We start from the raw sequence: 20,966 nt of genomic DNA on the forward strand, positions 1-20,966 counted from the left end.
AGAGATAAAGATAACGTTGTGTTCATATGTTTATATTATTGTTATACTATTCCCATCCGGGATTTTGAGTCCATTGTCCGTTTGTCAACGACAACATTCTCGATTGGATTGGCAGTAAATAATCTCTATGCACGTTGAAAGCCCACCCTTTTTCGTACCCAGAGGGGTTGATAGGCAGGATGTAACGGTAGGTATCACCGGCTTTTCCTGTGAGATACAAGTTATTACCGGAAGCCTTGTCATAAACCAATTTATCACCATAGGCAGCATTGTTCTCCAAATTACTGCCCACAAACATCGCTCCAATAGCACGCTTTCCAACGATTAACTCGTCGGCTGCTGCCCAACGCATGATGTCGTCCAGTCGTCTACCCTCGCATGCAAGTTCGACTCTTCGTTCTCTTCTCACAACTTGGATATACTTATCTAAATGTGAGAACGGATAATCTGTCGATGTATTATATTCCCTATCAAAATTTATAACAGGCATGCCTACGCGATCACGAAGTGGTTTGAGCAATGAGATAATCTGTTGTGCATTAGCAGAACCATCGAGTTCGGCAAGTGCCTCTGCGTAGTTGAGAAGAATATCTGCATATCGATATTGTATAGCGGGGGTGCTTCCTTTGTACTCTGCATCCAAGTTACCCTTGTAATCTATCTGTACAAATTTGAGCAAAGAGTATCCTGACTCGTTCTTATTATATCCGGAACCGGTCAAAGGTGGTACTACATAGGGTGCTTGATCGGGACGTAATACCTGTCCCGGCATACAAATAGTCTGGCAAAGGCGAGGGTCACGCAATGTGGGGTTCAGTTCTTCGCCGAATGTTTTCTTGGCATTGACAACCTGTTCACCGATAAACGGCTTACCATCTATCGTCAGATAATCGTCGACCAAAGATGCATTGACACCTGTACCACCACCACCTTGATTCAAGTAGCGGTCTACACTGTTACCAATATTGTTACCATCATAACGTTTAAACCACAACACTTCAGGATTTGAACTTAAATCCTCGGTCTGGAATATAACTCTGTAATCGTTCAGAGGATTGCCTGCTGAATAGATTTTCCAAACTCCGCGGTCTACCACAGCCTTACATGCTGCAACACATTGCTTTAAATAATCGGATATCTTCTCGTCGGTTACCCCCGGTGTAAAGAATTCATCTTTCTTCTGTTTATGATATTTCTCCCACGTTCCTTCGTACAATGCAACTTCGCCCTTGAGCGCTCTAGCCACGTCTTGATGGACTCTCATGGTGGCAGAAGACTTCTGTTGACGTAAATTAGCAATAGCCTTGTCAAGGTCGGCAAGGATACTATCAGCAATCACTGTACGCTCTTGACGTGGTAGATTCAACACTTCGGCAGTTGGATCTAGCGGTTTACTAACCCAAGTGAGCTTACCATATTTCTTAAACAACTGGAAATAATACCATGCGCGGAAGTAATATGCCTCGCCAACACACTGCTTATAGTCTGCCGAACTGGTATTGGCTACATGGTTAAAATTGTTGATGAGGAAGTTGACATTGCGAATATAGGTGTATTCTGTCATCTTTGTGGCATTGCTAAGTGTCAATGCACCGTTCAAACGAGAACTTACCGAACTATTTGACATATTGTCGCTATTCAAGTCTCCATTTGCTATATAGCTTCCCCCCCAATCATATCCTTGATTCCTGACACCGGTTTGATAGAATTGGTCAAGGTAGCTAGACATCTCACCGACCGATGAGAATGGATTCACCGTGGATAATTCTCCTTCGGGAGACTTCGATAAATCATAGCAACCTGTTAATGTTGCCGCAGCAAAAACTGCAATACAAATATTATATAGTTTCATGATAATCTATATTATTATAAGTTTACGGATAGGCCAACAGATATAACTTTGTTCATAGGATAGTTCTTGCCACCCTCAGAACTATAATCATTAGAGGTAAAGATGGCTTCGGGGTCGAACATACCCATCAGTTTGGTAAAGGTCAAGAGGTTCTCTCCCGTTACAAAGACTCTCACTTGAGACAGGTGAGCCTTTGTCAACCAAGCAGCAGGAAGGTTATAACTCAATGTAATATTTTTCAAACGACAGTACGCTGCATTCTGTAAATAACGATCGGTTGTGCGAGCTGAAGTCTTTGCATTGTACGAACCCACTCCACCGGCTGTGTTGATATACGGCTTAGGATAGTAAGCTCCCTTGTTGTCTTCGCGCCAATAGTCGAGATGTTGTTTGAATACAGTGACTTGAGCATACGAACTACTACCCCAGAAGTAGACACTTCCGGTCGGATCCCAATCACGTTTTCCAACACCTTGGAACATCACGCTTAGGCTCAAACCTTTCCAAGAAATCTGTCCATTCAATGTATATTGGTATCTAGGTGTCGTATTTCCTACGATTGTCAAATCGCCCATATCGCCCAATACGTTCTTGCCGTTGTTCACTTTACCGTCATCATTGAGGTCGCGGAAGTTCACATCGCCGGGTGTCCATGCTCTTGGGGTGAAGAAAGACATATCATGTGTCTTATTATACTTGTCTGCCTCTTCAGCTGTTTGAATCAAACCATCGGTCTTATATCCCCAAATTTCACCCACCTTGCGACCAGTATACCAGTTGGAAGCAGGTGCTGTTCCGGTCGGGTTAGCATATTCTGTTACCACAGAGGTTGCATCTGAGAGAGAGCCACCAATTTGATAATCAATCTCTTTAGCAATCTTTCCACGGTAGGACAAAGTCAATTCCCATCCACGGTTGCGCATACTTGCATTATTGGTTTGTGGTGCTGCTGCACCAAAGAAGTCGGGGAAATCGACTCCGGGCCCCAACATATCTTTTGTCTTACGCTCGAAGATGTCGAAGCTACCTGTCAATTGATTACCAAAGAAACCAAAGTCTAGACCGATGTTCTTACTATTCACCTTCTCCCAAGTGGTTGCCGGATTCACTACACCGGGTGCTAACAAGTACACATGTCGGCCATCGGGGAAGATGTAGTTACCCAGTCCGCTGCTGAATGCCATTGTAGAAGCAAAAGTATAGAGAGCTGCTCCCGACTGATTACCAAGTAAACCGTAAGATGCACGAAGTTTAAGATGAGAGACAACATTGGTCAACGGTTCCATAAACTTTTCTTGCGTGATATTCCAACCCAATGAAATAGAAGGGAACCAACCCCATCGATGACCAGCCGCAAAGCGAGAGGAACCGTCGTAACGACCATTGATTTCTACGAGATAACGGCTCTTATAGTCATAGTTGATACGTCCGAAGAAGCCTCGTGTAGCCCATCCGTTACGTGTATCTACCACAGAACGGTCGTCTGTGCCGACTCCTACGTTCGGATTTGCGGTAGAATATAATCCAGTAATTACATTCTTCAGGTAATCATAATTGGAGTTTTCCTCTTGATATCCAGCCATTAAGGTGAAGTTATGAGCATTGTTCAAAGAGAATACATAGTTACCATACAGACTCAAAGTCTGGTAATGGGTATGCGAATTGGCACGTGTGAACTTTCCATCAGCAGTAATATCCAATTCATCGCGTACACCTTTGGAGGTCGAAACACCGTCGGCTCCATAGATAAGCGGTGCAACATTTTCTGCCATATAGTTGTTAGCAATCAACTTATAGGTATAGTTCATATAGACATTGAAGTTTTTAAATGGCTTCAGGTTGATTCCTCCAGTTAGATTCATCATGTCTCTCTTGTTCTTAGTGAACGTTCCGCTCTGCAAATAGGGAACCATTGAGAGTTCGGTAAAGTGCCCGTTAGGGTCTATCGGAGAAATTGTCGGGCGGAATCTTGCTAATGAATGGAAGAACCCATCGCCTATACCACCATCGCCAAAAGGCGTGTTATTCACTGAATGGCTAAATTTCAAACCAACTTGCAAGCTCAACCATTTAGTCAGTTCCGAATTTATGGTAGAAGAAACATTCAAGCGTTCGTAGTTGATTTTGGCATAACGCAAGATACCATCTTCCTTTAAATAACCAGTAGAAACATAATATTGTGCACTCTTACCACCACCGCTGAAGCTTAAATTGTGCTGTTGTCTGATAGCATGGTCTTTATAGTGCAACTTGAAATAGTCCACATTGCCTATACCTTTCTCCGAGTTCTCGAAGGCAGGATTCATACTTGCATTCGCTGACAACTCATGCCAAGGGTTCACACTCGAAGGATCATTGATGTAAGATTGCAATTCTTTCATTTTTTCTTCGCTGTATAGACGAGAAGAACCGGCATTGGCAACACCCGCATTCCAATATTGTGCAAAGGCATAAGAGTCTACCATTTCCGGCAATACCGTTGGTGAACTCCAGCCCACAGAGCCTTGATAATTGGCACGCATGGTTCCCTCTGTACCTTTCTTCGTCGTTACCAATATCACACCATAAGCTGCTCGCGCACCATAGATGGCACAAGCCGATGCATCTTTCAACACCGAAAGACTCTCTATATCATTTGGATTGACGTCAGAGAGATTCATTTCTATACCATCGACAAGTACATAAGGATGACCAGTATTAGACAGGTTGCCTTGTCCACGCAGTGTTAACGTACCTGTGGCACCCGGTCTTCCTGCGTTATCATTGGTTACCAACAAGCCCGGAACTAATCCCTGTAAACTTTGGGAAGCATCGGTTACAGGTCGCAACTGTAAATCTTCGCCTTTTACCGATGATACCGAACCTGTCAAGTTTACCTTTTTCTGGACTCCATAACCTACCACTACAACTTCTTCCAAGGCTTTGGTGTCCTCCAACATCTTCACAGTCAAAACCTTATTAGGAACTGCTTTCACCGTCTGACTTTGATATCCGATATACGAAACTTCCAAATCGGCTCCTTGATGAGCCTCTAAAGCAAAATTACCATCTAAGTCTGTAATCGTACCGGCGCTTTCTCCTTTTACTTTAACAGTAGCTCCAATGATGGGTTCGTTATTGTTATCAACGATCTTACCGGTTATCTTGTGTTTTACACTACCGGTTTGCAAGGTCGATTTTCGACTAGACAACTTTGAAATAATAATCGACTTACCTTTAATCTCATAAGTGAGATTCTGCCCAACAAGTATTTGGTCAACAGCTTGACCTACGGTTGTAGCATTTACATTTACAATACCAGAGGTGTTCACATCAGACTCTTCGTAAATAAAGGAATAACCGCTTTTCTGATTTAAGGCGGTCATAGCCTTCTTGACTGAGACTTTTTGCATTTTAAGGCTCACTGCTTGGGCAAATACCACTAGCTGACAAGCAAGAGCACAACCTATCAAAACGACTTTCTTAAGGTTCATAGTAAAGACATATTAAAGATATTAAACTTATTGTTTTTTGCTTTTTGCACTAACTATAACTAAACCCTGTTCATGCTGGTTGAGAATTTTAAAGGTTGATATTTTGGATTAATAAAAGGTCACTTTCTTACCTTGTACACGGTAATGTATTTTATTGGTTGCTACAAGTGCATCCAAAATGTCACGCAAATGTGCTTCTTGGGTGTTGAAACTACCGTGGAATCGCAATTGGTAGAGAGCATCATTGGCCACTATAACCTTTATATTGTAGTTGCGTTGCAACTTCTTGGCTATCTCATTCAGGGCATCGCCATTAAAGACAAGCATATTATTTTGCCAATCCTGATAATCATTTTCGGCATTATTAATCGTCAACTCACCAGTTTTCTTATCCAGTACTGCTTTCTGTCCGGGTGCTAGAAGTTGATTATTTTGATAATTCATAAAGTTGTCTAGCGACACTTTTCCTTCTGTCAAAGTAACGATAGCCTCGTCATCATCAGCATAATCACAGAAATTAAACTTTGTTCCAAGGTCGTTCACTCGAAGGTTTGTAGAGTTCACACTGAAAGGTTTGTCCTCTTGGTGTTTCACTTCAAAATAGGCTTCACCCATCAAATTTACCTCACGCTTGTCTACACCAAAACCTTGAGAGTATGTTAGTTTGGAGCCGGAATTAAGCCATACTTTCGTTCCATCAGGCAAGTTCAGCTTCAAGCGCGAACCAGCAGGTGCTTCAACGGCAATATCTGCAAAGTTAGATTTGATATTCGATTCACCTGTTTTATATGATAATACCGACACAACAAATAAAGCAATGGCTGCCGCTGCATAATATAGATAGCGGTAACGGTGCGTAGTTACAGGCTCACTTTTCTTAATACGCGAAAGGAAAGTTTGATAAGCAGCCTCTACATCAAACTTTGGCGACGGCGAAGTAGATGTCCATATCTCACGCCATTCATAATAATATTGTTTATTCTCTTTCGAAGCACGTAGCCATGTTTGCAACTCTTTCGCTTCTTCTTGCCCCATTTCTCCACTCAGAGATGCTATAATGAGGTCTTTTATATGTTCACTTATTTCTACCATAGGATTTAATTCTATTAACAAGACGATAGAATTTATCGTATGGGTAGTCTAAATATGAACTTTTTTCTAAAAATGTAAGAAGAAGAAAACTATTGCTGTGATGAGATATTTATGCAAGTCTTCACGCAATTGTGCTAATGCTTTCTTCATGTGATACTTCACTGTATTCTCTGAAATGCTTAAAATACGAGCTATTTCCTCATAAGATTTCTGTTCTAGCCGACTCATTCTGAATATCCGTTGGCATTCCGCCGGCAGTCGACAGATAGCTTTTTGTATTTCTCCTTCGAGTTCTTGAGCGAGTAATTTGCCTAAAGGATACTGCTCAGCTTGCAAATATCCAATGACAGGAATATCTACCGAACTCACTCCGGATATACGTATTTCTTTCTGATTATAATTTGATTTGAGATAATCAAGGCATCGATAGCGAACACTTGTAACCAGATAATTGCGTAAAGATGATGTGATATTCAGCGATTCTCTAATCTCCCAAAGATGAAATATCACATCACCCACGATGGTTTCTGCCAAAAATTGGTCGTCGACATACTGCATAGCCACACGACACAACACCGTATAATGATGTTTGTATACATATTTATATGCAGCCTCTTGACCTTGGCGTAGTTGTTCTATAATCAATACTTCCGTGCGTTCCATCTATTCAGATGATTTTGTTTTGCCATGATTGCCCATACATTCACCCCCTTCTGTTCACCATTACTTCGTCGCAGAAGATGAAGCCGCCTTGTTTAGGGGCGCGGGTTGTGACTTTTACATATCGTCCTTTGGCCTTTCCTTGCCATGTATATGGGCGCACGAAATAACGGGTAGAGTCGTCCTTGAAGGTTTGCTTGTCTATTTCTTCAAAGTTTTGCCCATCAGTTGATACAGCGACGGTTACCTCAGCGGGGAAGAAAATCTCCGGACCACGGAACTGTAAGAAGTCGGCCGACACATTATTAATGTCCATCTCTTTCTGTAAATCAATGACGATGCTCAGTCTGCCTGCTTGAATAAAGCCCTGCCAACCATTATCTTTGAAACTCCAGTCGCCCATTTTTCCATCGACTAGTGTACCATTCCCCGTTCCGGCATAGCGTGGTGAACAAGGCGACAGGTAGGTCACCGGTTTGCCAATGGCATCGTGTACCACCGCTGACGTACTCTCATTCCTATCTCCCAACTCGTTCTGTAAGTCGTAAGGAGCATATCCATCGCGTTTCATCCGGGCAATCAGACCGAGCGCACGAGTCTTGAAGTCGTTATAATCCTGGGCAGGAGAACTCCATCCAGCCTCTGCTACGGCAAACAAACGAGGGTAAATCATGTATTCGGCACGCTCCTCTGTGTCCACTCTTTCAGTCCATAGGTTACCTTGTACACCCCATATATTCTTTGCTTCGGGCTTGTTTTGATAATCAATGGGTATCGGGTCGAACTTGTAGGCCGACTTCAAAGGCGTATAGCCCAATTGTCCTCGCTCGTCGGTAGCTGGATTACATTGGAAATAATCAAGGTAGTAGCATTCCGTAGGCGACATGATAACCTTTGAATCTTTGGCAGCTTTGAAGCCCATATCGGCTCCACGCCATGCCATGACGGCTGCGCCATCGGGCGTACCACCCGTTGTGATCTCGTCCCAACCTATCATCTTGCGCCCATGACGATTCAAAAAAGCGTTCACACGCTTCATCATGTAGGCCTGTAATTGTTCTTTTGACTGCAGATGCTCGTCGTTCATGCGCTTTTGACAACGCTCGCACGTCAGCCAATTCTTTCCCGATGCCTCATCACCGCCTAGATGTATGTACTCGGAAGGGAATATATCCATGATTTCTTTCAACACTCCTTCGATGAATTCAAAGCTTTTTTCATTTCCGATACACAAGTCAGAGGCTCGCTCACCGGTACACGAAAGCTGTGGATAGGTGCTTGTCACTTCGTTGTTATGGCCGGGAATCTCCAACTCTGGAATCACCGTGACACCCCGTTCAGCCGCATATCGCACAATATCGCGCAACTCTTGTTTCGTATAATAGCCACCATACGCCCCCGGTGTGTCCTTGGTACAATAGTTCATCCCCGTCGCACGCCACTGCTCCCAGTTTGAAGTGGTTCGATAAGCAGCCTTCTCCGTCAGTTCGGGATAATGCTTGGTCTCGATGCGCCACCCTGCTTCGTCGGTCAGATGCAGGTGTAGTCGATTCATCTTCAATCTTACAAGCATGTCAATCTGCTTCTTGATGAAGTCAGTAGTCCATATATGGCGCGAGCAATCGAGCATCATACCGCGATAAGCAAACCGTGGTGTGTCCTCTATATGCACATATCTCACGGTACCGTCTGCAGCCGTTAAGTTCCTTAATGTCTGTAATCCATACTGCAATCCGGCTTTGGATGGCGACAGAATCTCAATGCCTCGTTCCGATACGTCGAGCGTATAACCCTGTAAATACCGGTTGAATGGCACGGTGTTCATCTCGTTCGGTTTGCCCGTCTGAATCAATCTGATGATTTGGTTACCATTCCTTGTTCGCGTTTTCTTCAATGGAGCGGAGGTGACTTCGCCTAACCAATATCGTATCGTCTTCAAATTTTTACGCGACAAGTTGCTATATAAGCGCGTCTCATTGTCTATTTTGAACTGTCCGTCACGGTAAACTACTGTGTGAGGCTTGGGTATAATACCCTGTGCAACGGCCGAAATCGTTGGGAACAATAACAATATACCTAGTAAAAATAAGGAAGTTGATAGTTTGAATTGTTTCATCGTATGGTATTTTTGACACCTACAAAGATACAATTTCTCATCCAATTATGTTTCGCGTTCAGTAGAATTAATATACAATAGTGGTTTTCTTCCTTTTCGAGGAATCATTGGTCATCGGCCGAATAGTCGTTGTCGGCGTAGCCAGTGCAACGGAAACACAGGAGGTAATGGGCGGGATGGGAGTATTTCCTCTTGCAATATAAACCTTTCTGCCTACATATGTCTTTCTATTCCAGTTTTCTCTACACATTAAAATAGGAAATTCCACCTCACAGATTAGGGATTTCCCATCTGCAAAAGGAGAAATTATCTCTATCTTTGCATAAGTTATTCAGCACTCAACAGCTTGAAAATAAATTTTCATAGCACCCGTTAGTGCTATCTGTGTACAATGTTCAACTAAAATACCACGACGATGAAACAAGTAAGACTCAAGGCTTTGGCCACGTTATTATTATTGTTGATGTTTCCGATATGTATGGAAGCAAAAAGATTTGATGAGATAAAATTGGGTATGACCCAATCAGAAGTACGCGCATTAGTAGGTAAGCCGAAGTTTAAACGCATGAATTACGATTCGGAACAATGGGAATACCACTCGCTGAAACTGGACGGTTCGGTGGTTTATATTACGACCGTGGACTTCGCGAACAACCATGTGGTAGCATGTAACTCATACGAACGCCCCAACACTTCAATAGATTATACACCCCAATACCAAGTTCCATTGCCCTATGGTAGGATGCCCATGTATCGCAACGTGATGGATGATGCCGATTTTAATGTGTTCTATCGGTATGTAGTCAATGAGACTTTCGACGACAACAAGTTGAAACTTATCACGGTGGGAAGTCTGAATGGTGGTTTCAGTTGTCGGCAGTGCGCTCGCATGATGGATGTTTTTAACTTCGACGATAAGAAGTTGAAAGTGATTAAAATCATGGCTCCACGACTTGTAGACCGCATGAATACCACGATGATATTATCGAAGCTCACTTTCGAGTCGAGCAAGGAAGAGGCTGCCAGAATGCTAGGAATTCCTTGGGGGAATATGAGGTAGGAGATAAAAGATGATAGGCTGTAATAAAGAATAAAAACGCGACGAGCACTAAAAAGCTTGTCGCGTTTTTATATATAGATACGAGTTCGTATTTACTGTATTTCATTGAAAGCGGCCTCTTCGGCAGCTTTGATAATGTCTTCTTTGCTTTGCGGACCAGCACTGATGTCACTCAGGTCGAATTCATCGGTATCCGTTGTTTCTTTCTCAACCGATTTTACTTCGTTGTCTGAGCGATACATGGGCGGACGACGCTTGTTTCGACGTGGTTTATCGTCGAATACTTCCTCGCGGAACGTGTTCTCGTGCTTCTCTACCGATGCTTTTTCGTCAATATCTTTAGTGATGATGAAGTCATCTTTAGCCTCTGTGGTCGGCACGTTCTCTACAGGTTCTTCCTCCATCTTGGTACGATTGGTCTTCGCAGCAAATACTTCGTCAATGAACTGAGGTTCACGACGCAACTTCTCCAAGGTGAGCTTGCTGGCCAGTTGCTGGCTTTCTTTCTTGCTATAGCCATTGCCCGAACATCCTTGTATACCTTCCAAAAGCACCTCGTAGCTGAAAATAGGACTACCATTGTCGTCTTTCTTCTGATTGAGCATCTTGAAGTCGAGTTGCACTCGATTCTTCTGACTCCACTCAATGAGCTTGCTCTTAAAGTTCACCTCTTTGTAGGCTACCTTGTCAATGTTGATCATCTCGGACAAAATGCGGTTCTTCATGAATGCCATACAGGCATCGTAACCGCGGTCAAGATAGATAGCACCGACGAGAGCTTCGAAAGCATTTCCTCCCATATAGCTGTTGTGAGAAGAACTGCGTCCGCTAGAAAGGATGAGTTTGCTTAGTCCTAACGACTGAGCGAGCTTATTTAGCGTGTCGCGTTGTACGAGTTTGGAACGCGTGTTGGTGAGGAAACCCTCACGTTTTCCGGGGAAATGCTGATAGACAATGTCTCCAACGATAGCGTCGAGGATAGCATCTCCGAGGAATTCTAGGCGTTCGTTGTTGATGGGTTTACCCTTAGCGTTGCGTCGCATCACACTCTTGTGCATCAAAGCAAGCTTATAATAACTGATATTGTGAGGGTAAAAGCCTATGATATTGCGCAAGGAAGAAAAAAGCTCCTTTTCCTTTCGGAAAGGGAGCTTGATTCTATCAATAAGATTATTCAGCATATTTCTTGAACACTACACAGCAGTTGTGACCGCCAAAACCGAAGGTGTTGCTCAGTGCTACACGCACTGTGCGCTTCTGAGCTTGGTTGAATGTGAAGTTCATATTGTAGTCGATGTTCTCGTCTCTATCGTCCTCTTCGTGGTTAATCGTTGGAGGAATGATATCGTTTTGAACTGACAATACACATACCATAGCCTCTATTGCACCGGCAGCACCCAACAGGTGACCGGTCATAGACTTGGTTGAACTGATATTCAACTTATAAGCTGCATCGCCAAACGCTTCCTTGATGGCCTTAGCCTCAGAAATATCACCTACTGGAGTAGATGTTCCGTGCACGTTGATATAGTCTACATCTTCCGGATTCAAGTGGGCATCTTCGAGCGCATTCATCATTACGAGCTTAGCACCAAGGCCTTCCGGGTGGCTGGCTGTGATGTGATAAGCATCGGCGCTAGCACCTTCGCCCACCATCTCAGCATAGATTTTAGCGCCACGAGCCTTTGCATGCTCCAACTCTTCGAGTACCAAACAGCCGGCACCCTCGCCCATGATGAATCCATCGCGACTTGCGCTGAATGGACGAGAAGCGTGTTCGGGATCGTCGTTGCGTGTAGAAAGTGCGTGCATAGCGTTGAATCCGCCTACGCCACATTCGCAGATAGCAGCCTCGGCGCCACCACTTACAATAACGTTTGCTTTACCCAAGCGAATCAAGTTGAACGCATCAGCGAGTGCATTGCTTGAAGATGCACAAGCAGATGTCGTGGTAAAGTTAGGTCCATGGAATCCAAAGTGGATTGAAATCTGTCCTGAAGCGATGTCGGCAATCATCTTTGGGATGAAGAAAGGACTGAATTTAGGGCCGTTTTCGATGTTCTGACCGTAGTAAGTCACCTCGTCTTCGAAGGTCTTAATACCGCCGATACCTACACCGTATACTACACCGATACGGTTTTTATCTTCGTTTTCCAAGTCCAAACCTGCATCTTTCACACCCTGAATGGCGCTAATCATAGCCAATTGAGTGTAACGATCGAGCTTGCGAGCTTCTTTACGATCGATGTAATCGTTCACGTTGAGGTCTTTAACCTCGCAAGCAAACTGTGTCTTGAACTTAGAAGCGTCGAATGATGTAATAGGAGCGGCACCACTCTTACCTGCCAACAAGTTGCTCCAAGTTTCTTCCGGAGTGTTGCCAACGGGCGTTACTGCGCCTAAACCTGTTACTACTACTCTTTTTAACTCCATTATTCAGAAAGTATTTATTGAATCAATAGCAAATATTTATGGTTGACGGCTTCCGTCTCTATGCACACAATAAGGTACTAAGAGATGTGGAAAGCTTCCGCCAACCATAAACACTCAACTACGAAACGTTATTATTTAGCGTTCTGCTCGATGTAGTTGATAGCGTCACCAACAGTCTGGATGGTTTCTGCTTTATCGTCGGGAATTGAAATACCAAATTCCTTCTCGAATTCCATAATCAGCTCTACAGTATCCAATGAATCTGCGCCGAGGTCGTTTGTAAAGCTTGCTTCAGGCTTAACTTCAGCCTCATCAACACCAAGTTTGTCTACGATAATAGCCTTTACTTTGCTTTCAATTTCTGACATAATACTCTAAATTTAAATTGTTTATAAATAATTCTCATTATAAAATCGGCTGCAAAGAAACGAATTTATTTTCAGTCTGACAAGTTTTTTATTCAAAAAAGCGCTCATTCTTGCACACACTAGTAGTGATTGTGCATATAAATAGCTATTTAATGCGTAAATTCCCTATTATCAGACAGTTTGATATGTTTTATGAAAAACATATACTAATTTTGCAAGTATAACTAAATCTATATTTATAATGAAAAGACTCATTCTGTCATGTGCCGTTAGTATGTTTGCTATCATATCACATGCAGCCAATATTACAATTGATTTGGCGCACTATGGCTTGTCTTCCGACACTACCATCAACGCCTCCATAGCTTTCAGTAGAGCCATGAAAGCAGTGCAAAAAGCAGCTATTAAAGGCAATCAAATAACTGTAAAAGTGCCGCGCGGACGCTATCATTTCTATCCCGATGGGGCTACGGTACGTGAGTACTACGTCTCCAATCACGACCAATTGAATCCTCGTGCGGTGGGCATCTGCATGGAGCGATTGCGCAATGTGACTTTCGACGGTGGCGGTTCCGATTTCATCTTCCATGGCCGTATGTTGCCCCTGAGTCTTGTGGGAGCAGAGAACTGCACGCTCCATGGTTTCCGTGTAGACCACGCCAACCCACATATAGCCCAAGCAACCATTGTCAGCAACGACACAGTGAGCCACGAAATCATTTATCAACTGTCACCCGAAGTGAATTATACACTTTCTCACGACACACTATATACCAATGGGCAGGGATGGAAATACCTCCTGAATTCGGCTATTGCGTTCGACCCCAAGACTCATCACATGGTCTATCGCACTAGCGACATAGGCATCCGTGTGACCGGAGTAAGCGCTTTGCCCGATAGAAAATTTCTTGCTCGCGGATGGAACGATGCCCGCTTGAAGCCCGGAACCGTGCTCGCCATGCGTTCATGGACACGTCCTGCACCGGCCATCTTCCTCTATGAGTGCAAGAATACGAAGCTCGAAGACATTACCATATATTATATGGAAGGCATGGGAGTGCTGGCTCAGTTGTGCCATAACGTATCGCTCGATGGATTCAACGTCTCCCTTCGTCCCGGTACCCACCGCTATTTCACTACACAGGCCGATGCTTCCCACTTTGTTAATTGCAGTGGCGAGATTGTCAGCAGGCATGGTTTGTACGAGAGTATGATGGATGATGCCATTAATATCCATGGTGTTTACCTCAAAATGACGAAACGATTGGACGATCATACTATCCGCGCCTGCTTCATGCACGACCAAGCTTATGGTTACAAATGGGGCTATGTGGGCGACACGGTGCAGTTTATCGCCTCCCGAACCATGGAACATATCCCCGGAACCAATGTCATAAAGAAGATTAAGGCAATTGACAAACCCATCGACAAAGGTGTTAAAGAGTATGAGATAACATTCGTTCAGCCCTTGGCAGCAGATATTGATGAGCGCAACAGCATCGGTGTAGAAGACTTGACACTGACACCTACCGTACAATTCGACCACAATGTAGTGCGTAACAACCGTGCACGCGGCTGTCTGTTCTCCACACCTCGTCGTGTGGTTTGCGAGGATAATTTCTTCGACCACACCTCCGGAACGGCCATATTACTCTGTGGCGACTGCAACGGATGGTACGAATCGGGGGCTTGTCGCGATGTAACCATTCGCCATAATGTCTTTGTCAATGCCCTCACCAATATGTTCCAATTCACTGAAGGCGTTATCTCCATCGACCCGGAAATACCAGAATTCAGCAAGCAGAAACGATACTTCCACAGCGGTATCAAGATTCTGGACAACGTGTTCGATACCTTCGATGCTCCATTGTTGTACGCTAAATCGGTCGACGGCATCACAATGCGTGGCAATCGAGTGCTACATAACAATGCCTATCCGGCTTTCCACCACAATCGGAAAGCCGTAACCTTGGAGAATGTTGCCCGCTATCAAAGCGATATAGACGAGAAATAAGGCTGTTTGCCCGCAAATCTAGCGGGCAAACATTTGTATTCTCAAATAAAATTTCTATTTTTGCAAGAAGTTAAACACATACCTGAACAAGAATGACATTCACACAACTCTGCAACGAGATTTTCAACAAAGCTATCCAAGACTATCATGTCAAGGACTGTATCGACACGCCGATTAGCAATCCCTATCATCGTGATAGCATTGAAAACCGACTTTATTTGAAATGCTGGATTGACACTGTGCAATGGCATTTCGAAGACATTATCCGAGATCCGCACATCAATCCGCTCGAAGCATTGGCGTTGAAGCGTCGCATCGATACCAGCAATCAAGACCGTACCGACTTGGTAGAGCAGATTGACTCGTATTTCCGACAGAAATATTCCGACGTGAAAGTGTTGCCCGATGCACGCATCAACACCGAGAGTCCGGCTTGGGCGGTCGACCGTTTGTCTATCCTTGCACTGAAAATCTATCACATGCGCGAGCAGACGGAGCGTACCGATGCCGGAGATGAGCACAAGGCAGCATGCCAAAATAAGTTGCAAGTGCTGCTCGAACAGCAAAAAGACCTTTCTACAGCCATTGATCAATTGTTGGAAGACATCGAGGCCGGTCGCAAATACATGAAGGTTTACCGACAAATGAAGATGTACAACGACCCTTCAACCAATCCTGTGCTCTACGCCAAAAAGTGAAAAACGAACACTTGCTCATTATCCGTTTCTCGGCCATGGGCGATGTTGCTATGGCCGTTCCGGTGGTATATGCCCTTGCCACCCAATATCCTCATTTGAGAATCACGGTTCTCAGTAAGCCTTTTGCTCGCGCTTTTTTTGAGCAACTGGCACCCAACGTCGGGTTCATGGAAGCCGACTTGAAGACTGAATACAATGGAGTCAAGGGATTGAATGCACTCTATCGCCGACTTGTTGCCAAGAATTTCACGGCCATCGCCGACTTTCACGACATTATTAGGTCCAAGTACCTGCGCATGCGGTTTAATATCGGCAATTATCGCGTGGCTCATATCGACAAGCACCGTGCCGGTAAACGCCGGCTTGTCGATGCTGATAATAAGGAACTTGTACAGCAACCTACTTCTTTCCAAAACTATGCCGACGTGCTAGCCCAATTGGGCTATCCCGTTAAACCAAACTTTTGTTCCATCTATCCGCCCGAAGGCGCACCGCTCCGACTGCTTCCTGCGACCATTGGCGAGAAACGTCCGTTCCAACAGTGGATAGGTATTGCTCCCTTTGCTGCCCACGTGGGGAAGATATATCCCGTGGAGTTGATGGAACAAGTCATCGTTCAACTCATCCATTTGCATCCCTCTTGTCGCATCTTCTTGTTTGGTGGTGGGGGCAACGAGCGTCAAATACTCGACCAATGGGTCGAGCGTTACACCAATTGTATTAATGCTTCGGCACTTGCCGGAGGCTTGTCCAACGAACTTATCATCATGAGTCGGCTTGACGTCATGGTGAGTATGGACAGTGCCAATATGCATCTAGCCTCGTTGGTAGCTTGCCCTGTGGTGAGCATTTGGGGTGCCACACATCCCTACGCTGGCTTTATGGGGTGGAACCAGTGTGCCGACAATACCGTGCAAGTGAATCTTTCATGTCGTCCATGTAGCATTTATGGCAACAAACCCTGCATGCGTGGCGACTGGGCTTGTCTCCATGGCATCACACCCGAAAGCATTGTGGAACGTGTAGAAGCCAATCTGACGGCTACCGAGAAACTCATCAAGTCCGTTTTTTAGCTATTCCTATAAATGAATTGGCATTATAGGGTAAATGCCAATCGCTCGGTATGAGCAAGAATAAGCCTTATATTTCTGTGTGTAGAGATGGTATGAGTACCATTTACCCTATCGTTAGCCCCAACCCAAACCCTCCCAAAAAGGAGGGAAATTATATAGAGTTAATGAGTTATTGAGTGAATTTGTTAGTTCATGAGGGCTAAGTTTATGAGTTCTTTGTTCTCCCTCCCCTTTTGGGGAACCCTCGGTCATCGACCGAGTAGTCGCTGTCGGCGTAGCCGGTGCGACGGAAAGCGAGGGAGGTAATGGCTGGGATGGGGCTGTAGGTGATTGAGATGAGGTTGCTGCCAAGCTTCCCCAGCGATGCTGTCTAGCCCATTCAGTAATGCTGCAGCGGCTAGGCAGCAATGTTGCCTCACCCCTGCAGCAAGCCTATGAGTTTTGAAGTGAATAGCGTTATGGATGTTATATTATACAGCCAATAGTACCATGAGTCCGCCAATGACGATGTATCCGATGGCATAAGGCAATGCTGCACGCAGAATCTCGCCATCGCGACCTTGCATATTACATGCCGCTGTGGCAATGGCAATACTCTGCGGCGAAATCATCTTACCGCCTGTGGCACCCGTGGTATTGGCTGCAACGAGCCAATTAGGATCACTGTAATCCAATTGATGGGCTACGTTGGCCTGTAATTTGGCAAAAAGGATGTTGGAAGAAGTATCGCTACCCGTGACGAATGTGCCGATAGCACCGATGAGCGGAGCAAAGAATGGGTATAATTGTCCTGTGACTGCTGCCAAAGCCGAGGCGATGACAACTATCATACCCGCGTAGTTCATCACCGAAGCGATAGATACCAAACTGATAATCGTGATAACGGTCTTGCGCAAGTTGACTGTTGTTTTGGCCAAAATCACAAGGAGTTGGCGAGGCGACAAACCTTGGATGAGTCCGCCAATCACCGTACCGAGCAATAACATAAGGCCGGCATTGCTAATCCAACCGAAATTGAATGTAGTTCCTGCCGTATAGATGGACAGGGCTACGTGGCTTACCAAATGCGATTTCAAGAAGCCGTTGATGGCAGGGAACAATGGCCCGGAGAGTAAGATAAACAAGAGGATGAAGAGATAGACGCTCCATGCGCGGAATGTTTGGGCGAGCGTGTAATGTTTTACTGTGTTCTTATCCTTCTTCGGAGCAAATAGTTTAGAATAAATGATAAGAGCTATGATGGCTGCCACACTGCCTATGATGGCTGGAGTCTCGGCTCCTAGGAACATGGAAACGACATACTGCGTGAGTAATGATACCCCACCTACCCACAACGAGAGCAGCAGGTTGCGTACAATAGCGCTGTGGCTGCGATTGGTAAGGGTGAGGATGATAAACGGAAGAATAATGAAGAGGGGGGAGAGCTGTACCACACAGTAGGTCGCAACCTCGCGTATGAGTTCGGGAGCTGCCGCTCCGCCCGGCGCCACCTCGTTGCAAAGGGTGATGACAGGCACACCTACGGCACCAAAACCGGTGGGTACTGTATTGGCTATCAATGCCACCAAAGCCGAGAAAATAGGCTTATAGCCGAGTGAGATAAGAATAGCTGCCGGAATAGCTACGGCCGTTCCGAAGCCGGCCATACCTTCCAAGAGTCCGCCAAATCCCCATACCAGCATGAGCACCGTGACGCCGTCGTCGTCGGAGAACGATGTGAATTGATTCTTGATGACCTCTATCTCCTTGCTTTCCACCAACACGTTATAGCTGAATATAGCCATTAAGATGATGATCAGGATGGGGAATACGGCTTTGAGAATACCCTCGACAACAGCCCACCCAACGCCCATTGTCGTGAAATTTTGCGGTGCGAACCCCATAGTGGGGGCTACCCAAAGAGCTAACGCAATGGTAACAAGGAGAGTAATAAATGCACTTTTGTGCCCTGCCATCTTCAATCCCAACATCAAGACGAAGAGCAGTACAATCGGAATAATAGCGATAATAGCAGCCATAAGTTGTATAATATGTAAAAACAGCAGGTTAATAATTAGATTATCATAAAACACCCTCAAAGTTATTACATTCTTATTGAATTATCGCATATCGAGTGTTAAAACATGAATTTTATTCCCTAGATTCGCCATGAATTGATGCTGAAAGACCTAACCTATAAAAATATCGACTACACCAACCACCTTTTGAAGTTTGAGCAGAATAAGACCAAAGGACATTCTGCCAATAGTGGTGTCGTTATCCCTTTGAATGATGGTTTGCTCATATTGACTTGGTGAAGCACCGGATGATTTGAATACTTCTCTTTTCAATCTCCCTTTCTATGAAAGTTACAGTAAGTCGGTGAAGCGATGGGTAAAGCGTGCAGGTACCAATAAACACATCAGCTGGCATTGTGCCCGCCACTCCTTTGCCGTGAACATCCTGAATAATGGTGCCAATATCAAGACCGTCGCAAGCCTATTAGGGCATAGCGGATTGAAGCACACCGAGAAATATACTCGTGCTGTGGATAAGTTGAAATCGGAAGCTATCAATAGTTTGCCAGAATTGAAGTTGTAATCAGAAAAATGAATTGAAAAACATTTTTTTGATTAGATGCGACCATCTTTTTGCTCAAAATACATACATTCTAAGAAATAATGAGTAATTTTATGGCGTAATCAAGTTGCATAAGTATGGAACGCAAGAAAATAAACCGTCTTAAGGTTGTCCTCGCCGAAAAAGGAATGACAAATAAACAACTGGCAGAAATCTTGGATAAAGACCCTGCAGTTATATCAAAATGGGTAACGAATGTTGCCCAACCCAATGTAGAAATGTTCATTCAGTTGGCAAAGATATTGGGAGTGAGAGTTGATGATTTGTTGTGGACAGAATAAGGTATAATGATAGGGTGGTAAAATTATTATCTACTTCTCATAAAAGGGTGTAAGGATAAGAGTATTTTAAAGAATAAAAAGGTAAGTATGGGAAAAACGGTAACAACATATTTGATAGATGCTGATCCAAAAGGAACACAATATGTGTTTATCAGCAATAAAATTTGTCAGATGTATGTAATTCCACGTTCAAATCTTTCAATCTTGAATGAACGGACAGAATTGCAGACGCCGGCTTTTTACATTCTATTGGGTGAAGACGAAGAGACGAAACCAAAAGCATATATTGGGGAGACAGAGAACTTTCGTGAACGGGTGAGAGACCACGATAACAAGAAGGCGTTTTGGCAAAAAGCCTTGTTGTTTATTTCTAAAGATGCAGCAATGACTAAAGCTGATGTGCAATACTTGGAGCATAAAGCGATAGCGGAGGCGAAGGTTTCAAACTCTTTTGTGCTAAATGAAAACAAGCAGACACCTAAAGTTCCTAATCTTCCAGAATATAGAAAGGACGATATGGATGAGTTTTTCGAGGACGTGAAGTTCCTGACTTCGTTCATAGGTTGCAATATTTTTGATATTGCGCAGCCTAAAGAGGAACATCTTTTCTTTACCAAAGGGCGTGGCTGTAACGCAAAAGGGTTTTATCATAGTAAAGGTTTCACAGTGTTGAAAGGAAGTACTATAGTGAGTTCTTCTGTTCCGTCTTTCAAATGGAAAGATAAGCGTGAGAAGATGTTGAACGAATATACGCACTCTTATAATGGGCAGTTAGTATTAAATACAGATACCACCTTTAATAGCCCAAGCACTGCTGCCGATTTCTGTATAGGAAGTAGTAATAATGGTTGGCTTGTTTGGAAAGACAAAGATGGAAACACTTTGAATTCGGTGTATAGAAAACAATTAGAATAAAACAAAGATATCGAAATGGATATGAATGTAATATTAGGGCTTATAAGTATAGTGGTTACTTTAATGTGCGCTTACTTAGGTGCTTTGCTTCATCGTAAAACTGAGAGAATAAAAATTATGGAAGGGCAACTGTCTGAAAAAAGATACTCTGCCTATGCGAAACTTTATGATTTCTTCTATGAAATGTTTAAAAACACGAAGGATAATAGGAATGTTAGCAACAAAGATATGCGTAATAAGCTTCTTGATGCAAAGAAAGAGTTAATTATGTATGGGACAGATGGAAAAGCCACACTAATTTGACCCACCCTG

The 20,966-nt window shown here is 44.1% G+C and carries 16 protein-coding genes and 1 pseudogene; 8 read left to right on the plus strand and 9 right to left on the minus strand.

Annotated elements, in window-relative coordinates; genetic code table 11:
- Positions 1-46: 46 nt before the first annotated feature.
- The 5 genes from HMPREF3034_RS11780 to HMPREF3034_RS11800 form a co-directional block, all read right to left on the minus strand.
- Positions 47-1,852: a RagB/SusD family nutrient uptake outer membrane protein gene (locus tag HMPREF3034_RS11780; protein ID WP_036899968.1), complete on the minus strand. Its 1,806-nt coding sequence runs from the start codon at positions 1,850-1,852 to the stop codon at positions 47-49.
- Between the two features lie 14 nt (positions 1,853-1,866).
- Complete coding sequence (locus HMPREF3034_RS11785; protein WP_369796381.1) at positions 1,867-5,244, minus strand: TonB-dependent receptor; 3,378 nt, start codon at positions 5,242-5,244, stop codon at positions 1,867-1,869.
- A 189-nt stretch (positions 5,245-5,433) separates the two neighbouring features.
- Complete coding sequence (locus HMPREF3034_RS11790; RefSeq protein WP_036899966.1) at positions 5,434-6,417, minus strand: FecR family protein; 984 nt, start codon at positions 6,415-6,417, stop codon at positions 5,434-5,436.
- 66 nt (positions 6,418-6,483) lie between these two features.
- On the minus strand, positions 6,484-7,080 hold the full coding sequence (locus HMPREF3034_RS11795; protein ID WP_036899964.1) for an RNA polymerase sigma-70 factor: 597 nt from the start codon (positions 7,078-7,080) through the stop codon (positions 6,484-6,486).
- Between the two features lie 40 nt (positions 7,081-7,120).
- A complete protein-coding gene (locus HMPREF3034_RS11800; RefSeq protein ID WP_062435744.1) occupies positions 7,121-9,193 on the minus strand; it encodes a glycoside hydrolase family 20 protein in 2,073 nt (690 codons plus the stop codon).
- Positions 9,194-9,608: 415 nt separating this feature from the next.
- Here HMPREF3034_RS11800 and HMPREF3034_RS11805 point away from each other — a divergent pair, with 415 nt between their 5' ends.
- Positions 9,609-10,253: a DUF4476 domain-containing protein gene (locus HMPREF3034_RS11805; RefSeq protein WP_062435748.1), complete on the plus strand. Its 645-nt coding sequence runs from the start codon at positions 9,609-9,611 to the stop codon at positions 10,251-10,253.
- 92 nt (positions 10,254-10,345) lie between these two features.
- Here HMPREF3034_RS11805 and rnc read toward each other — a convergent pair whose 3' ends face one another.
- The 3 genes from rnc to HMPREF3034_RS11820 all read right to left on the minus strand — a co-directional run bounded on the left by rnc (position 10,346) and on the right by HMPREF3034_RS11820 (position 13,054).
- On the minus strand, positions 10,346-11,434 hold the full coding sequence (rnc, locus tag HMPREF3034_RS11810) for a ribonuclease III (protein ID WP_062435751.1): 1,089 nt from the start codon (positions 11,432-11,434) through the stop codon (positions 10,346-10,348).
- Positions 11,424-12,686 carry a beta-ketoacyl-ACP synthase II gene (fabF, locus tag HMPREF3034_RS11815; protein WP_062435755.1) on the minus strand — a complete coding sequence of 421 codons (1,263 nt, stop codon included), beginning with the start codon at positions 12,684-12,686 and terminating at the stop codon, positions 11,424-11,426. Before fabF ends, rnc begins: the two co-directional genes overlap by 11 nt.
- Before the next feature lie 131 nt (positions 12,687-12,817).
- Positions 12,818-13,054 carry an acyl carrier protein gene (locus HMPREF3034_RS11820; protein ID WP_036899954.1) on the minus strand — a complete coding sequence of 79 codons (237 nt, stop codon included), beginning with the start codon at positions 13,052-13,054 and terminating at the stop codon, positions 12,818-12,820.
- 241 nt (positions 13,055-13,295) lie between these two features.
- Between HMPREF3034_RS11820 and HMPREF3034_RS11825 the strand changes: the two genes are divergently transcribed.
- From HMPREF3034_RS11825 to HMPREF3034_RS11835, 3 genes are all read left to right on the plus strand, one after another.
- The gene (locus HMPREF3034_RS11825; protein ID WP_062435757.1) at positions 13,296-15,068 is read left to right on the plus strand and encodes an alpha-1,3-galactosidase-related protein; all 1,773 of its coding nucleotides are present in this window, start codon (positions 13,296-13,298) and stop codon (positions 15,066-15,068) included.
- A 92-nt stretch (positions 15,069-15,160) separates the two neighbouring features.
- Entirely contained in the window at positions 15,161-15,766 is a 606-nt protein-coding gene (locus HMPREF3034_RS11830) for a DUF4254 domain-containing protein (RefSeq protein ID WP_036899950.1), read from the plus strand.
- Positions 15,763-16,839, plus strand: coding sequence for a glycosyltransferase family 9 protein (locus HMPREF3034_RS11835; RefSeq protein ID WP_062435760.1), 1,077 nt, complete (start codon positions 15,763-15,765; stop codon positions 16,837-16,839). Before HMPREF3034_RS11830 ends, HMPREF3034_RS11835 begins: the two co-directional genes overlap by 4 nt.
- 470 nt (positions 16,840-17,309) lie before the next feature.
- Here HMPREF3034_RS11835 and HMPREF3034_RS11840 read toward each other — a convergent pair whose 3' ends face one another.
- Positions 17,310-18,857: an L-lactate permease gene (locus tag HMPREF3034_RS11840; protein WP_062435762.1), complete on the minus strand. Its 1,548-nt coding sequence runs from the start codon at positions 18,855-18,857 to the stop codon at positions 17,310-17,312.
- Positions 18,858-18,998: 141 nt separating this feature from the next.
- Between HMPREF3034_RS11840 and HMPREF3034_RS11845 the strand changes: the two are divergent.
- The 4 genes and pseudogenes from HMPREF3034_RS11845 to HMPREF3034_RS11860 all read left to right on the plus strand — a co-directional run.
- A pseudogene (locus HMPREF3034_RS11845) lies at positions 18,999-19,419 on the plus strand (site-specific integrase); the annotation flags it as partial.
- Positions 19,420-19,535: 116 nt separating this feature from the next.
- Positions 19,536-19,739: a helix-turn-helix transcriptional regulator gene (locus HMPREF3034_RS11850; protein ID WP_036868481.1), complete on the plus strand. Its 204-nt coding sequence runs from the start codon at positions 19,536-19,538 to the stop codon at positions 19,737-19,739.
- Between the two features lie 87 nt (positions 19,740-19,826).
- Positions 19,827-20,654 (plus strand): GIY-YIG nuclease family protein, encoded by an 828-nt coding sequence (locus tag HMPREF3034_RS11855; RefSeq protein ID WP_062435765.1) that lies wholly within the window; start codon positions 19,827-19,829, stop codon positions 20,652-20,654.
- A gap of 15 nt (positions 20,655-20,669) precedes the next feature.
- Positions 20,670-20,957: a hypothetical protein gene (locus HMPREF3034_RS11860; protein ID WP_062435768.1), complete on the plus strand. Its 288-nt coding sequence runs from the start codon at positions 20,670-20,672 to the stop codon at positions 20,955-20,957.
- The last annotated feature ends 9 nt before the right edge of the window (positions 20,958-20,966 follow it).

Origin of the sequence: Prevotella sp. DNF00663, assembly GCF_001553265.1 — a bacterium.
GTDB lineage: Bacteria > Bacteroidota > Bacteroidia > Bacteroidales > Bacteroidaceae > Prevotella.